Origin of the sequence: Caulobacter sp. 602-2 (assembly GCF_011043625.1) — a bacterium.
GTDB lineage: Bacteria > Pseudomonadota > Alphaproteobacteria > Caulobacterales > Caulobacteraceae > Caulobacter.
In genome coordinates this window covers 19,680-35,449 of the sequence record NZ_JAAKGT010000014.1, presented here as the reverse complement: position 1 = coordinate 35,449, position 15,770 = coordinate 19,680, and the positions used below count along the sequence as shown (strand labels likewise).

The 15,770-nt window shown below is 68.4% G+C and carries 14 protein-coding genes; 8 read left to right on the top strand and 6 right to left on the bottom strand.

The genetic code is table 11. The features are described from left to right. Nucleotides 1–16: 16 nt before the first annotated feature. The 6 genes from G5B46_RS21315 to rhmD all read right to left on the bottom strand — a co-directional run bounded on the left by G5B46_RS21315 (nucleotide 17) and on the right by rhmD (nucleotide 7,997). Entirely contained in the window at nucleotides 17–3,808 is a 3,792-nt protein-coding gene (locus G5B46_RS21315) for a beta-galactosidase (protein WP_165262225.1), read from the bottom strand. 7 nt (nucleotides 3,809–3,815) lie between these two features. After that, the gene (gene rhaM, locus G5B46_RS21310; protein WP_101717582.1) at nucleotides 3,816–4,151 is read right to left on the bottom strand and encodes an L-rhamnose mutarotase; all 336 of its coding nucleotides are present in this window, start codon (nucleotides 4,149–4,151) and stop codon (nucleotides 3,816–3,818) included. Between the two features lie 29 nt (nucleotides 4,152–4,180). Next, on the bottom strand, nucleotides 4,181–5,098 hold the full coding sequence (locus G5B46_RS21305) for an amidohydrolase family protein (RefSeq protein ID WP_165262223.1): 918 nt from the start codon (nucleotides 5,096–5,098) through the stop codon (nucleotides 4,181–4,183). A gap of 68 nt (nucleotides 5,099–5,166) precedes the next feature. Further along, nucleotides 5,167–5,916: an SDR family NAD(P)-dependent oxidoreductase gene (locus G5B46_RS21300; RefSeq protein ID WP_165262221.1), complete on the bottom strand. Its 750-nt coding sequence runs from the start codon at nucleotides 5,914–5,916 to the stop codon at nucleotides 5,167–5,169. Further along, a complete protein-coding gene (locus tag G5B46_RS21295) occupies nucleotides 5,913–6,776 on the bottom strand; it encodes a fumarylacetoacetate hydrolase family protein (protein WP_165262219.1) in 864 nt (287 codons plus the stop codon). The genes G5B46_RS21300 and G5B46_RS21295 overlap by 4 nt, the downstream gene beginning before the upstream one ends. 42 nt (nucleotides 6,777–6,818) lie before the next feature. Further along, entirely contained in the window at nucleotides 6,819–7,997 is a 1,179-nt protein-coding gene (rhmD, locus tag G5B46_RS21290) for an L-rhamnonate dehydratase (RefSeq protein ID WP_165262217.1), read from the bottom strand. Nucleotides 7,998–8,244: 247 nt separating this feature from the next. Here rhmD and G5B46_RS21285 point away from each other — a divergent pair, with 247 nt between their 5' ends. From G5B46_RS21285 to G5B46_RS21250, 8 genes are all read left to right on the top strand, one after another. Continuing rightward, on the top strand, nucleotides 8,245–9,045 hold the full coding sequence (locus G5B46_RS21285) for an IclR family transcriptional regulator (RefSeq protein WP_346764959.1): 801 nt from the start codon (nucleotides 8,245–8,247) through the stop codon (nucleotides 9,043–9,045). A 34-nt stretch (nucleotides 9,046–9,079) separates the two neighbouring features. Further along, nucleotides 9,080–9,841: an SDR family NAD(P)-dependent oxidoreductase gene (locus G5B46_RS21280; RefSeq protein WP_165262213.1), complete on the top strand. Its 762-nt coding sequence runs from the start codon at nucleotides 9,080–9,082 to the stop codon at nucleotides 9,839–9,841. 15 nt (nucleotides 9,842–9,856) lie between these two features. Then, complete coding sequence (gene lldD / locus G5B46_RS21275; RefSeq protein ID WP_165262211.1) at nucleotides 9,857–10,996, top strand: FMN-dependent L-lactate dehydrogenase LldD; 1,140 nt, start codon at nucleotides 9,857–9,859, stop codon at nucleotides 10,994–10,996. Further along, on the top strand, nucleotides 10,996–11,790 hold the full coding sequence (locus G5B46_RS21270; RefSeq protein WP_165262209.1) for a rhamnogalacturonan acetylesterase: 795 nt from the start codon (nucleotides 10,996–10,998) through the stop codon (nucleotides 11,788–11,790). Before lldD ends, G5B46_RS21270 begins: the two co-directional genes overlap by 1 nt. Nucleotides 11,791–11,985: 195 nt before the next feature. Next, nucleotides 11,986–13,212, top strand: a complete 1,227-nt coding sequence (locus G5B46_RS21265) for an SGNH/GDSL hydrolase family protein (protein ID WP_165262207.1) — start codon at nucleotides 11,986–11,988, stop codon at nucleotides 13,210–13,212. Nucleotides 13,213–13,287: 75 nt separating this feature from the next. After that, a complete protein-coding gene (locus G5B46_RS21260; RefSeq protein ID WP_165262205.1) occupies nucleotides 13,288–13,470 on the top strand; it encodes a hypothetical protein in 183 nt (60 codons plus the stop codon). A gap of 100 nt (nucleotides 13,471–13,570) precedes the next feature. Further along, nucleotides 13,571–14,896, top strand: coding sequence for a serine hydrolase domain-containing protein (locus tag G5B46_RS21255; RefSeq protein ID WP_165262203.1), 1,326 nt, complete (start codon nucleotides 13,571–13,573; stop codon nucleotides 14,894–14,896). Between the two features lie 31 nt (nucleotides 14,897–14,927). Continuing rightward, nucleotides 14,928–15,695: an SDR family oxidoreductase gene (locus G5B46_RS21250; protein ID WP_165262201.1), complete on the top strand. Its 768-nt coding sequence runs from the start codon at nucleotides 14,928–14,930 to the stop codon at nucleotides 15,693–15,695. Nucleotides 15,696–15,770 lie beyond the last annotated feature (75 nt).

Genomic DNA, 15,770 nt, shown 5'->3' with positions numbered 1-15,770 from the left:
CGGGGTAGGCGGGGGCCTACTGCTTGTAGTTCGGCGCGGGGACGCGGGCGACGGGCACGCCGCCTTCCACGTTGCGCAGCACTTCCAGTTTGACCGCTTCCAGGGCGTCGCCGGGGGCGCCGTCGCTGGTCACGGCCAGGGCGATGGTGTTCTTGCCGTGCGGATCGACGATGCCGTTGGGCAGCACGAAGGTCCGCTGCGGGCCGACGTGGGCGATGAACTGGCCCATGTTCCAGCCGTTGACGAAGATCAGCACGCGATAGCGGCCGGGCGAGCGCGGGGTCTTCGGATCGCCGATCGTCAGGCCCAGCGTCACGTCCTGGTCCTTGGGCAAAGCCAGGTCGAAGTTGGTCCGATACCAAGTGGTGCCGGCGTAGGGCTGAGTGGCGCCCATGTCGGCCTTGGTCCAGCCCTGGTCGGGGAAGCCCGGCAGGTGCCAGCCGTTGCGTTCGCCGTACTGGCCGCCTTCGTTCATCGGGCCGCGCACCGGATCGGCGATGTCCTCGCCGCCCTTGTTGCCCTGGATTTTCCAGCTGATCGGCACGGCGAAGCTGTAGCTGGTCGGGCTCGACAGCGAGGCCGAGACCAGGCCGCGGGCTTCCTTGTGGAAGTCGTCGGCGTCGAGGTCCCAGTTGTGGCCGTTGTTGCGGACCATCACCGACAGGACATGCTCGCCGTCGCCGCGCAGGTCTTCCGGCAGCTTGAAGGTCGCCACGCCCGTGGTGATCGGGCGGGGCAGGCCGCCGTCCAGCTCGTGCTGGCCCAGGAACTTGCCGTCCAGCCAGACCTGCAGCATGCCGGCGCCGCCGGCGCCGTAGTGCAGGGTCAGGGTGTCGATGTCGGCGCGGCCCTTGTAGCGGCCGCGATACCAGACGTCGCCGTGGTGGAAGCCGTGGGTGCTCATGTCGAGCGCGGGCTGGCCCGTCGGCGGACGCACGGTGGAGCCGCCGCGCTTGCCCTCGGCCTTGGCCCAGGCGCTGTCGTCGAAGGCGGGTTCCGACTCGGGCGAGCCGGCGGCGGTCTTCCAGTCGAGCTTGGCAAGATCCGGCACGGTGACGGCGGCGGGGCCGGCCAGCGACTTGCTGGCCAGCAGCGAACCCGAAGCCGTGGCCTTGGCGGCGACGGCGGCGCCGTTCCAGCGGACGGACTTGACGCCCTTGGGCGCGAAGACTTCCAGGGCGCTCTCGGCTTCGGTGTCGCCGGTCAGCGACAGGACCGCGCCCTTGACGCTGGCCGAGCGCACGAGGCCGGGGCCGCGCTGCAGGGTCGGGCCGGCGGCGGTGTCCTGGCGCCAGAAGGTCTGGCCGGTGGCTTCATCCGCCAGCAGCAGCACGAGCGGCGGACGGCCGCCGCCGGTGATGCGCACGCGGGCGAGGCCCGTGTGGGTGTAGGAGAGCTTCAGGTCGCCCTTGGCCGCGTCGAAGCTCGACGAGACCTGGCCTTCCAGCACCTCGACCTTGGGCGCCTCGGCGTAACGGAGGACGGTCTCACCGGCCTCGCCGGCGCGGCCGTACATCAGGGCCAGGTCGCCGCCGTTCCAGGGCAGGTGGGTCTGGATCTCGGACGTCGAATAGACGAGACGCTGGCCGCCCAGGTCGTAGCTGGCCATCAGCATCTTGCTGTCCTGGCCCTTGATCCGCGAGGGGACCAGGTACTCGCCGTCGCGGGTCTTGACCTTGAAGGTGAAGGCCTCGTCGCCGGTGGCGCTGCTGGGGTTGTGGATCACCACATAGAGGTGGCTGCCGGTCTCGGCGTTGACGTTGTGATAGACGCGGACCTTGTCGTTCGAGGGAACGACGGCCTCGCCCTTGTCCATGCGGCGCAGGTCCGGAACGGCGTTCAGGAACTGGCCCATCTGCTTCATGATGCGGGCCTTGTCGCGCAGGCCGCGGGCCTCGTCGATGGCCGAGCCGTAGTCATAGGAGCTGAACACCACCGGGGCCGGCGACCAGCCCCACGAGGTGCCGCCATAGGTCATGTAGAAGCTCTGGATCGTCAGGCCGTTGGCGATGTTGGTTCCGTAGAACACCCGCTGGTAGCCGACGCCGCGATGGATGGCGGTGCAGTCGTAGTCGCCGTTGCTGCCCCAGTAGTCGAACCAGCCGCCGCCGAACTCGGCCGCGAAGCCGGGCGTGTTGGGGCTGGCCGAAGCGCCGCCCTTGGCCCCGCCGGCGCCGTAGAGGCCCCAGTCGGGCGCCACGCCGGGCGAGGAGGGGGTCGAGTCGACCTTGCACGAGCCGCCCGGATAGCCGTCGAAGGCGTAGAGGTCGGTCGGGCCTTCGACCGCGCCCGGCACGTTGGAGCCCTTGGGCACCCAGTAGCCGTTGCGGCCCTTGTCGTTGTGGAACAGCGGGACGGTGATGCCATCAGCGCGGGCCTTGTCGGCCAGCCACTGCATGTAGCGCTGCTGCGGGGCGCCGACGACGTCGAGCTCGTTCTCGATCTGGTGGGCGATGACCGTGCCCTGGCCGGTGGTCAGCTGGTGGCGGGCGATGACCTTGTTGATCTGGCTCAGCCACTCGTCGGCGGCCTGGATGTATTCCGGCGCGTCGGTGCGGGCGCGGGCCTGCTGGTTGACGAGGTGCCCGGGGAAGCCGCCGCGCGTCAGCTCGGCGTTCACGTACGGCCCGGCGCGGGTGATGACGTACAGGCCTTCTTCCTTGGCCATGGTCAGCACGCGATCCATGTCGCGGATGCCCGAGAAGTCGTAGACCCCCTGCTTGGGCGAGTGGTAGCCCCAGTCGATGTAGATCGCGACGGTGTTGTAGCCGCTGGCCTTCATCTTCTGGAGGATGTCGCGCCACAGGTCGGGGCTGGGCACGCGGAAGGGGTGGAACTCGCCGCCCCAGGAATAGATGCGATTGCCGTCGACCTTCAGGGAGTACTTGTCCCAGGTGATCTTGTGGGCTTGCGCCGGCTTGGCCGCGACCGCCTGCTCGCCGCCTTCCTTGAGCACCGTGAAGTGGCGGACCGTGCCCGACAGCTCGGGCAGTTCCTTCTTGGGCGTCCAGGTGCGGAAGCCGTCGGTGCTGTCGGAGTACCAGTAGCGCTTCGACATGTACTCGTCGAAATAGATGCGCCAGGCGCCTTCAGGCGTGCGGGTCAGGGCGGGACCTTCGAGGAACTTGCCCCAGCCGGCCCAGTCGCCGCCGCCCTTGACCTGCCAGGGGCCATCCAGCGACGGGGCGGTCAGCAGCTCGATGAACTTGGTCGTCTCGTTCTTGGCGAAGGCCTGGTACTGCGAGCCCTCGCGCACGACGAAGGCGTCGATGTAGTTGGGGCCCATGCCCGACAGCGGGCGCGGCGCGCTCCAGCTGGCGAGGTCGGCGTCCTGCGCGGTGATCCGGTAAGGCTGGAACTGCCCGGCGATGCCCGTGGTCGAGACCGACAGGATCAGGTGCTCGGAGCCGTCGGCGTCGACGAACCACTCCGGCGCCCAGGTGTTGGTCGAGCCAGGCACGTCGACGGTGACGTCGCGCAGGAAGGTCCAGTCGACCAGGTCCTTGCTGCGGGCCAGGCCGATCGTGTTTCCGGTCCAGCCGGTGGTGTAGGCGACGTAGTAGAAGCCGTCCTTGCGCTTGATGACGCTGGGATCGCGGATCAGCCCCTTGGGCGGGGTGTAGGCCAGCGGCTTCTGCAGGGTGAAGCGCGAGCCGTCGGCCGAGTCGTACACGCTCATGTTCGACTGGCTGGCGTTGGTGAACGCCGTCATGACGTAGCGCGTCGGCTCAGCCGAATTCGCGCTGGAGAGCGCGGTCGTGGCGAGCAGGGCGGCGGCGAGGCCGAAGAGGGCGGGACGCTTCATCATCACTGGCTCAGCCCTCGAAGTAGAAGACGGGCTTGAGCGGCCATTCGACCGGCTTGTTGTCCGGATGGACGTCCATCAGGTCGGCCATGAAGTCCCACCAGCGCTTCATCACCGGCTGCAGGGGCAGGGCGTCCTTGTTGTTGTCGGGCTTCAGGCGAAGCACGGCGAACAGGCTCATGGTCTCTTCGTCGAGGAAGATCGAATAGTCGTAGATGCCGGCTTCCCGAAGGGCCTGCGCCAGGTCGGGCCACAGCTCGTCGTGACGGCGCTCGTACTCGGCGGCGACACCGGGCTTCAGCTGCATGCGGAAGGCGATCGGGCGGCCCTCGGTCAGCGTGCTCATGGTTTCCTCCTGGCGTCGTTTCTTGGTTTTCAGGCGATGCGGTAGACGGCGGCGGCCGTGCCGGCGAACAGGCGCTGGCGCTCGGCCTCGCTGAACCCGGCCGTGACGGCGTCGTAGGCGCTGTAGAAGGCGTCGAACGAGCCGTGCACCTTCTCGACCGGGAAGTTGCTGGCGAACATGGTCCGCTCGACGCCGAAGGTCTCGATGACCTGCAGGATGAACGGACGCAGGCTGTCCACCGTCCAGGCGCGGTCGACCATGGCCAGGCCCGAGACCTTGCAGGTGACGTTCGGGCGCTGGGCCAGCGCGGCCATGCCGGAGCGCCACAGCGCCAGGCCCGCCTCATCGCGGTCGGTCGGCATGCCGGCGTGGTTCACCACCAGCGCGATGTCGGGATGGGCGTCGGCCAGGGCCGCGGCGGTTTCCATCTGCGCGGGATAGAGCTGCAGGTCGAACGACAGGCCGTGCTTGGCCAGCAGGCTGAAGCCCGCGCGCCACTGGTCGTTCAGCAAGAGATCGGACGGGCCGTAGGTCTTGGCCGGGTCCGCGTGGAAATTGACGATCTGGCGGATCCCGCGCACGTGCGGCCGCGAGGCGTGAGCCTCCAGCAGGGCCTCTACGTTCGGATCATCCAGGTTGGCGCCGGCGACGATGGCGCCGATCGGCGCGCCAATGGACGCCCCAGCGGCGATCAGGCCTTCCAGCCAGTCGGTCTCGGAAAGCTGCTTGTCGGTGGGCAGGCCGCACTCGACGTGGACCAGGCTCTGGACGCGCCAGGGCAGGGCGTCGGCGGCGTAGTCGGCGGGCAGGTAGTTCTTGCCGGCGATCAGGCTCATGTCGCCCGCCGGGTTATTGGGCAGGGGGACGTCCTGCAGCCAGGAATAGTAGTGCTTGTCGAGATCCCACAGGTGCATGTGGGCGTCGATGATCGGACCCGCGTACGCCATGCCTGTCCCCTTGGTCTCGCAAGCTGCAGGCCCGCCCATCCCGAGGGACAGGCGGGCCCGGTCTCAAACTAGAAGGTCGTCCGGCCGCCCGACGTGTCGAACGTCGCGGCGGTGGTGAAGCTGCACTCTTCGCTGGCCATGAAGCAGACCATCGCGGCGCTTTCCTCGACTTCGCCCAGGCGACCCATCGGGATCTTCGAACGCATGTACTCGACCTGGCTGGCGGGCAGCTGTTCCAGGATCGGGCTTTCGAAGGTGGCGGGGGTCAGGCTGTTGGCGATGACGCCCTTGCCGGCCAGTTCCTTGCCCAGCGACTTGGTCAGGCCGATGACCCCGGCCTTAGAGGCCGAATAGGCGCTGGCGTTGGGGTTGCCTTCCTTGCCGGCCACCGAGGCGACGTTGACGATGCGGCCGTAGCCGGCCGCCAGCATGTGCGGCACCACCGAACGGCAGCAGTAGAACAGGCCGTTCAGGTTGATGTCGATCACGCGCTTCCAGCTGTCGAGCGGGAACTCATGCACCGGAACGGTGGCGCCGGTGATGCCGGCCGAGTTCACGAGCACGTCGATCTTGCCCAGGGCTTCGAAGCTGGCCGTGGTGGCGGCGGCCACCTGACCTTCGTCGGAGACGTCCAGCGCGACGGTGAAGGTCGCGCCGACTTCCTTGGCGGCGGCTTCCAGCGCGTCGGCGTTCAGGTCCCACAGGGCGACCTTGCCGCCTTCGGCGACGATGCGGCGGGCGGTTTCCTTGCCCAGGCCCGAGGCGCCGCCGGTGATGACGGCGGTGCGGCCCGAAAAGCGGTTGGCGTAAACGGTCACGAGACGCCTTCCTTGGTCCAGGCGATGACTTCCTGGCGCTGCGTGCCGAGCTTCTCGATGCCCAGCGTCATGACGTCGCCGGCCTTCAGGAAGATCTTCTCGGGCTTCTGGCCTTCGCCGACGCCCGGAGGGGTGCCCGTGGTCAGGATGTCGCCCGGCTCCAGGGTGACGAAGCGGCTCATGTAGGCGATCAGCTCGGCGACGCCGAAGATCATCGTCTTGCTGTTGCCGGTCTGCATGCGCTTGCCGTTGAGGTCGAGCCACATGTCGAGGTTCTGGCAGTCGCCCACTTCATCGGCGGTGACGACCCACGGGCCCACGGGGCCAAAGGTGTCGCAACCTTTGCCCTTGTCCCACTGCGAGCCGAGCTCCTTCTGGAAGGCGCGTTCGGAGACGTCGTTCACCAGCACGTAGCCGGCGACGTAGTCCAGGGCTTCGTCCTGCTCGACATAGCGGGCGCGCTTGCCGATCACGACGCCCAGCTCGACTTCCCAATCGCCCTTCTCGGCGCCCTTGGGCAGCATGACCTGGTCGTTCGGGCCGTTGAGGCACGAGATGGCCTTGGTGAAGAAGATCGGCTCGGGCGGAGGCTCCAGGCCCGCTTCCTTGGCGTGGTCGGCGAAGTTCAGGCCGATGGCCAGGAACTTGCCGACATTGGCGATCGGCACGCCGTAGCGCGGCGAGCCTTCGACCACCGGCAGGGTGGTCGGGTCAATGGCGGCGATCTTGGCCAGGCCTTCCGGGGTCAGTTCCGCGCCGGTGATGTCGGACACGTGGCCCGAGAGGTCGCGGATCTTGCCTTCGGAATCCAGCAGGCCGGGCTTTTCGGCGCCCCGCGGGCCGTAACGCAACAGTTTCATGGTCTTCTGGCTCTAGGGGAAAATGGGGGAGGGGGACGCGGCTTACCGCGGGTAGGGACGATGCAGGCCGACGTCGCGGTTCAGTTCGACGCCGAAGCCGGGCGCGTCGCCGAGCTTGAGCTTGCCGTTGACCGGCACGGGCTCGCCGATCAGCTGGGGATGGAACATCGGCACGACCTCGTCGGCCTTGGGCGCCATCATCAGGAACTCGGCGAACGGGCTGTTATGGCGCGTGATGACGAAGTGGTAGCTGTACACCGACGAGCCGTGCGGGATCATCATCACGCCCTTGCTGTCGGCCAGGTTGGCGATCTTGATCAGTTCGGTGACGCCGCCGCACCAGCCCACGTCCGGCTGGATGATGTCGCAGCATTCCATCTCCAGCAGCATGCGGAAGCCCCAGCGGGTGGCTTCGTGCTCGCCGGTGGTGACCAGCATGCCGGGAGGGGCGTTCTTCTTCAGATCGCGATAGCCCCAGTAGTCGTCGGGGCTGAGGGCCTCTTCGATCCACTTGAGTCCATACTCGTGGGCCTTGTGGGCCAGCTTGGTGGCGTAGTTGAGGTCCAGCGACATCCAGCAGTCGAACATCAGCCAGAAGTCCTCGCCCACGCGGTTGCGCATGGTTTCGAGTTCCAGGAGGTTCTTGCGCAGGCCTTCCTCGCCCTCGGCCGGGCCGTGGTGCAGGGGCATCTTGCCGCCGATGAAGCCCATTTCCTTGGCCAGGTCCGGACGGGCGCCGGTGGCGTAGAAGGTCAGCTCGTCACGGACCTTGCCGCCTAGCAGGGCGTAGACCGGTTCCTGGCGCAGCTTGCCGATCAGGTCGTAGAGCGCCAGGTCGACGCCCGAGATGGCGTTCACGACCAGACCCTTGCGGCCGTAGTACTGGGTGGAGAAGTACATCTGGTCCCAGATCTTCTCGACCTCGGTCGGATCACGACCTTCGAGGAAGCGGGCCAGGTGCTTTTCGACGATGTAGGCGGCCGGCTCGCCGCCGGTGGTCACCGCAAAACCGATCGTGCCGTCGACGGCCTCGATCTCGACGACCAGGGTGCCGAGCACGTTGATGCCGAAGCTCTGGCGGCTCTGGCGGTATTCCGGATAGCGCGACATCGGGGTGGCGATGTGGTCGTCGATCCAGTGGCCTTCGCCCTGGTCGTGATAGTCGGCGCCGCCCCCGCGGACCACATAGGCGCGAACAGCCTTGATCAAGGGAAGCGGCATCTCGTGCTCCAACCATCGCCCGGTCTTCTCGCGACCGGATCTGCCCCTACCAAGGGAGGCGCGCCAGCGGGGCCGCCGAACGACGCGAACGACTGTTCGCGCTACCTCCCCAGAACATCGTATGACACGCTGATCGCAGGACCCCCGCGACCGAAAGAGTCGCTGACGCGAGCCCTTGTCTTGCGTTCCATATTATGAGAGGTAGTGCTACAAAATGAAACCCAGCACGTCAAGGGGAGCGGAACCGGTGGCGGACGACGAAGGCGCGGCGACCAAGAGCCCAAGCGGCAGCCAGACGCTGTTTCGCGGCCTGGACGTGCTCGACGTGGTGGCCGATGCGGGGGCCATCGGCCTGCCGGCGCTGGCGGCCCGACTCGGCCTGACCCGCAGCACCACGCACCGACTGGCCACCGCCCTTGTCGAGCGTCGCCTGCTGACCCAGACCCCGCGCGAAGGCTACAGCCTGGGTCCGAAGCTTCTGGAGCTGGGCTATCTGGCCAGCCAGCAGATGGACCTGCCGCGCATCGCGCGCCCGCACCTGGAAAAGCTGTGGGAAGAGCTGGAGGACACCGTCCACCTGGGCGTGCTCGACGACGACCGCGCTCTTTATCTCGACAAGCTGACCGGGCGTCGCCGCATCAACATCTCTTCGCGCGTGGGCGATCGCCAGCCGATCCGCTCGACCGGCCTGGGCAAGGCCCTGGTGCTGGACGACGACGAGAGCCGCTGGCGCGCGCTCTATCGCAAGGAGGGCCCGGCCGCGGCCGGCGCGCCGAACGAAGAGCAGTGGATCGCCTGGATGCACGACTATTCCCAGCGCGGCGTGGCATTCGACCTTGAAGAGAACGAGGACCGCATCCGCTGCGTCGCCGCCCCCGTGCGCGGTGCGGGCGGGCAGGTGGTGGCGGCCATCAGCGTCTCGGGCGCGGCTCAATACATGGACGACGAGCGGATGGGGGTCCTGGTGGACGACATCCGTTCGGCCGCCGACGCGATCAGCCGCGATCTGGGCTGGAACGGCAAGCGGGGGTCAGGCGCAAAGACCTGACGCTTCCCCGCGCGTGAGTGAAGACGGAGGAACTATGCTTCTGAAGGACAAGGTGGTGCTGGTGACCGGCGCCTCGGGCGGTATCGGCAAGGCGGCCGCCATCGGCGCCGCGCGTCACGGCGCGGACGTGGCGATCAACTACCACTCCGACGAGGCCGGCGCGGCCGACGCCGTGGCGCAGATCGAGGCCCTTGGGCGTCGCGCCATCGCCGTGAAGGGCGACGTGGCCCAGGTCGAAACCGCCCAGGCCTTCGTCGACGCCGCCGTCGCCGCCTTCGGCAAGGTCGACGTCTTCGTCAACAACGCCGGCATCTGCCCGTTCCACGCCTTCCTGGACATGCCGCCGGAAGTGATGGAGCGGACCATGAAGGTGAACCTGTTCGGCGCCTATTACATGGTGCAGGCGGCGGCCAACCAGATGGTCAAGCAGGGTCACGGCGGTTCGATCATCGCCGTCTCGTCGATCAGCGCCCTGGTCGGCGGCGGCATGCAGACGCACTACACCCCGACCAAGGCTGGCGTGCACAGCCTCATGCAATCGACCGCTATCGCGCTCGGGAAGTATGGCATCCGCTGCAACTCGGTGCTGCCGGGCACGATCGAGACGGCGATCAACAAGGAAGACCTCGCCGACGTCGCCAAGCGCGAATACATGAGCGGCCGCATCCCGCTGGGCCGCCTGGGCGAGCCCGACGACCTGGCCGGCCCGATCGTGTTCCTGGCCTCGGACCTGGCCAACTACGTCACCGGCGCGGCCCTGCTGGTCGACGGCGGCGCGTTCGTGAACCTGCAGTAGATCGATCGTCCTTCCATGATCGTCTCGTCCACCACCGACTTCCGTGAGGCTGCGCGGCGCAAGCTGCCGCGCTTCCTCTTCGACTACATCGACGGCGGCGCCTACGCCGAGCGGACCCTGGCCCGCAACGTCTCCGACCTGGCGGACCTGGCCCTGCGACAGCGGGTGCTCAAGGACGTGTCCAAGGTCTCGACGGCGACCAGCCTGTTCGGCGTGGAGCAGTCCATGCCCGTGGTGCTGGCCCCCGTGGGCCTTACCGGCATGTACGCCCGGCGCGGCGAATGCCAGGCGGTGCGCGCGGCCTCGGCCAAGGGCGTGCCGCTGTGCCTGTCGACGGTGTCGGTGTGCGACGTGGACGAGGTGGCGGCGGCGTCCAGCCGGGCCCTGTGGTTCCAGCTCTATGTGCTGCGCGACCGGGCCTTCATGCGCGACCTCCTGGCGCGGGCCGAGGCGGCGGGGGCCACCACCCTGGTCTTCACCGTCGACATGCCCGTGCCGGGGGCGCGCTACCGCGACGCCCATTCGGGCATGAGCGGTCCGAACGCCTCGATGCGCCGGATGCTGCAGGCCATGGGCCGGCCGCAATGGGCGTGGGACGTCGGCGTCATGGGCCGTCCCCATACCCTGGGCAACGTGGCCCCGGTGCTGAAGGGCAATACCGGCCTTGAGGACTTCATGGGCTGGCTGGGGGCGAACTTCGATCCCTCGATCCAGTGGAAGGACCTGGAATGGATCCGGCAGTCCTGGAAGGGGCCGCTGGTCATCAAGGGCGTGCTCGACCCCGAGGACGCCAAGGCCGCCGCCGACATCGGCGCCGACGGGGTTGTGGTGTCCAACCACGGCGGCCGCCAGCTGGACGGCGTGCTGTCGTCGGCCAAGGCGCTGCCGGCTATCGCCGAGGCGGTGGGTGACAAGCTGACCGTGCTGGCCGACGGCGGGGTGCGCTCGGGCCTCGACGTGGTGCGGATGCTGGCCCTGGGCGCCAAGGGCGTCCTTTTGGGCCGGGCCGCCGTCTACGCCCTGGCCGCGCGTGGCCAGGCGGGCGTGACCCAGCTTCTGGACTTGATGGAGAAGGAGATGCGGGTGGCCATGGCGCTGACCGGCGTCAACTCCGTCTCCGAGATCGACCGTTCAATCCTGGCGGAGACCCGCTGATGAAGATCGCCGCCGCCCTCGCACTGGCTCTGGTCATGGGGGCGGCGCCGGCCGCCCTGGCCGACCCGAACCGGATCGTCATCGCCAGCGATTCCACCGCCGCCGACTACAGCGCTCGCAGCTTCCCGCAGATGGGCTGGGGCATGGTGCTGAAGTGCTCGCTGAAGCCGGAGGCGCAGATCGTCAACCTGGCCCGCGGCGGGCGCTCGACCAAGACCTTCCAGGAGGAGGGGCTGTGGTCGGTGCTGATGGCGCAGCTGAAGAAGGACGACACCGTCCTGATCCAGTTCGGCCACAACGACGCCGACACCAAGAAGATCGTCCGCTTCACCGACCCGAACGGGGCCTATGCCGACAACCTGCGGCGGTTCGTGGCCGACGTGCGCACGGCCGGCGCCAAGCCGGTGCTGATCACCCCGATCGCCAAGCTGATCTTCAAGGACGGCCAGATCCAGGACACCCACGGCCCGTATTCCGCGACCGTGCGGCGGGTGGCGGCGGAAACGAAGACCCCGCTGATCGACCTGGACAAGGAAAGCCAGGCCGTCCTGCAGAAGCTGGGCGAGGCCGAAGGCGCCAAGCGCTTCATGATCTATTCGGCGGCCGACAAGATCGCCAGCCACCCCGAGGGCATCAACGACACCACCCATCCCAACGAGCTGGGCGCGCGCATGGCCGCCGGCATCGTGGCCAAGGGGCTGAAGGGGGCCAAGGTCCCGGCCTCGAAGCTGGTGCTGCGCGCCGTCGCCGACGCCTCGGCGCGTGGCGAGCCCACCTGCGCGGGCCGTCCCTGAGCTTGAGGCAAAAAGAAAGGAGCGACGGCGGGGCCGGCGCTCCTGGACCTCAGAGGGGGAAGTACGAGGTCAGGCAGAACAGGGAAGGATCGAGCTTCGATCCATCGATCAATTCTCACAATATGGACAATTGATCGATATATTGAGAATATCACTGAGGCGGCGGACGTCAACCGCCGTTGTGGGGAAACGCCGATGAACCGATCCATCCTGTCCGCCGCCCTTTTGCTGGCGCTGGCGCCCGCGCCGCTGCTGGCCGCGCCGAAAGCCCCCGCGGCCGCCGTCGCCCCGGCGCCTGCCTGGCGCAGCGCCTGGGGCAACGCGCCGATCGCGCCGCAGGCCGTCGCCCGTCCAGGCGAAGCGCGGGCCTTCACCGACGTCACCGTGCGCCAGGTGATGCGCCTGAACGCCGGCGGCGAAGCCGTGCGGCTGCGCCTGTCCAACGAACTGAACGAGCGTCCGCTGGCGGTGGGCGCGATCACGCTCGCGCGGGCCGGAGCTGACGGAAAGATCCTGGGCGCGCCGATCGCGGTGACCGTCGGCGGCAAGGCCGAGTTCACGATCCCGCCGGGCGCGCCGGTGCTGAGCGATCCGGTGATCCTGCCGGTGAAGGCGATGGATTACGTGTCGGCGGCGGTCTTCTACGTCGGGACCCAGGCCCCGGCCGGCCACCGCGTGCGCCTGTTCGTGGCCCCGCCCGGCAATCATGTCGCCAAGGACGCGATCCCCGGCGAGGAAGCCCTCAAGGGGCCTGGCCTGATCAGCGGCGTCGAGGTGCGCGGGCAGGGCGAGGCGCCGGTGCTGGTGGCCATCGGCGACTCGATCACCGAAGGCTCGGGCTCGACCCCCAACGCCGACAAGGGCTGGCCCGAGCAGCTGGCGGCCCGCCTGGCCGCGCGCGGTCAGGGCTGGAGCGTCGTCAACATGGGCGTCGGCGGCGGGCGGCTGCTGCGCGAGGTCTCGGGCCCCAGCGCGCTGTCGCGCTTCGACCGCGACGTGCTGAGCGTGGCGGGCGTCAAAGCGGTAGTGGTGCTGGAGGGCATCAACGACATCGGCCGGGCCGTGCAGCCGGGCTTCACGGCCGACGTCGTCGGTCCCGAAGACCTGATCGCCGGCTATCGCCAGCTGATCGCCCGGGCCCACGCGCGCGGCGTGAAGGTCTATGGCGGCGTCATCCCGCCGTTCGAGGGCGCGGCCTATTATCACGATAAGGGCGAGGCCACGCGTCAGGCTGTCAACGCCTGGATCCGCACCGGCGGCGAGTTCGACGGCGTCATCGACTTCGACGGGGCCGTCCGCGACGCGGCCAAGCCGGGCCGGATCCGCGAGGGCCTGCACAACGGCGACCACCTGCATCCCAACGATGCCGGGTATGAGCTGATGGCCCAGGCGGCGGACAAGGCGCTGTTCCCGGGCAAGTAGATCCGTGATCCGCCTTGCCGCGAGGGTGGCGGGCGGGTTAGCTCGGGCCGGTATCCGTTTGTGGGGGCTTTCTCGATGAAGACCGTGAAGACGCTGCTGGCCAGCGCGATGTTGCTGGCGACGCCAGCCCTGGCCCATGCCGCCGACGGCGACTCCAGGAAGTCGGTGGCGATCTTCGCCAGCCTGATCGCGGTGTTCGCCGGGGTGGGAACGGTGTTCCTGGCGGTGTTCGCCGCCAACGCGAAGAAGAAAAAGTAGCCGTGTTTCGACGATCGCGCCGCGCCGACCGGGCGCGGCGCGATTGCGCCTGTCGCAATCCTGGGTAAGGTCGCTTCAAACGGCTGTTTGGGGTGACGCGATGGCTAGGCAAGGTTCGGGGCGGCGTTTCGGGTTGGCGACGGCCCTGGCTCTGTCCCTGGCGTGGAGCGGCGCGCCCGCCCTGGCCGCGCCGAAGGATCATCTGGTCGCGGCCGCGCCGGAAAGCGTCGGCGTCTCGCCCGAACGGCTCAAGCGCCTCGACGCCCTGATGACGGATCTGGTCGCCACCGGCCACCTGCCGGGCGCGACGACCATGCTGGTGCGCCACGGCAAGGTGGTCAGCTTCGAAACCTATGGCGCGCGGGGCTTCGGCGGCCCGCCGATGACCAAGGACACGATCTTCCGCATCTACTCCCAGACCAAGCCGGTCACGGGCGTGGCGATGATGATCCTGTTCGAGGAGGGCAAGTGGAGCCTCGACGACCCGGTGACCAAGTACGTGCCGGAGTTCGCCAACCTGCGCGTCTACAAGGGCGTCAACGCCGACGGCTCGTTCGTGACCGAGGCCGCCGACCGGCCGCCGACCATGCGCGAGATCATGAGCCACACCGGCGGCTTCGCCTACGGCCTCGTGCCCAACAACCCGATCGACAAGGCCTATGTCTCGACCGGCGTGCTGGGCTCCAAGAGCGGCCAGGAGTTCGTCGAGAAGGTGGCCAAGCTGCCGCTGGTGGGCCCGCCCGGCAAGCAGTGGAAGTACAGCGTCGCCGTCGACATCCAGGGCTTCATCGTCGAGAAGCTGTCGGGCCAGAGCCTGCCTGACTTCATGCAGGCCCGGATCTTCGACCCGCTGAAGATGAAGGACACCGGCTTCTGGCTGCCGGCCGAGAAGGCCGATCGTCTGGCCAGTCTCTACATGTGGAACGGCAAGGAGCAGAAGATCCAGCCGGCCGACGGCTTCATGGTGCTGGACGTCACCAAGCCGCCGGTGGTGGCCTCGGGCGGCGGCGGCTTGGTGTCGACCAACGCCGACTACGCCCGCTTCTGCCAGATGCTGCTGAACGGCGGCGAACTGGACGGGGCGCGGATCCTGTCGCCGGCCACCGTCAAGCTGATGGCTTCCGACCATCTGCCCGACGCGATCCTCGACGACCCCAAGGCCGAGTTCTCCAAGGCCAGCGGCAAGGGCTTCGGCCTCGACTTCATGGTGATCACCGATCCGGCCCGCGCGGGCACGCTGGCGGGGAAGGGGACCTACAGCTGGGGCGGCGCGGCTGGCACCTGGTTCTGGATCGATCCCGAGAACGACCTCTTCTTCCTGGGCATGATCCACGTGCTGGCCAAGGACGGCGATCCGGCCCTGCGCGACCTTGGCGACCGCGCTTCCACCCTGGTCTACCAGGCGCTCATCAATCCCGAAAAATAAGGCCCGCCAAAGGGCTGACGGAGGAAATCACATGCAGGATCTGTTTTCGCTCGAGGGCCGCGTGGCCCTCGTCACCGGCGGTTCGCGCGGCATCGGCCGAATGATCGTCGAAGGCTTCCTGCGCCACGGAGCGGCCAGGGTCTACATCACCGCCCGCAAGGCCGCCGCCTGCGACGAGGCCGCACAGGAGCTGTCGCAGTTCGGCGAGTGCGTCTCGCTGCCAGGCGACATCTCGACGATGGAGGGCGTGCAGGGCCTGGCCGCCCGCATCCTCGAGCGCGAGAGCAAGCTCGACATCCTGGTCAACAACGCCGGCGCGGCCTGGGGCGCGGGCATCGACGAGTTCCCCGAGGCCGGCTGGGACAAGACCGTCGACCTCAACATGAAGACGCCCTTCTTCCTGACCCAGGCCCTGCTGGCCCCGCTGCGCGAGGCGGCCAAGGCCCGCGTGGCCAAGGTGATCAACATCGCTTCGATCGACGGCCTGTCGGTGACCAAGGAGGAGACCTATCCCTACGGCGCCAGCAAGGCGGGCCTGATCCACATGACCAAGCGCATGGCCCTGCGCCTGGCGCCGGAGAACATCGCGGTGTCGGCCATCGCGCCGGGCGCCTTCGCCAGCGACATGAACCGCGTCGCCCGCGACCACGCCGACGCGGTGGCCAAGTTCATTCCCGCCGGCCGCATCGGCGAGGCCGAGGACATGGCGGGGGCGGCGATCTATCTCGCCTCGCGGGCTGGGGACTATGTGGTGGGGTCCACGCTGGCGGTGGACGGCGGCGTGGCCTGGTCGCGGTAGGGGGCGCGTAGCCCTTACTTTTCCCGTCGTTCCCGCCATAAGGGCGGGAATGGCGGGAGCCGGCAAACGCTCGCG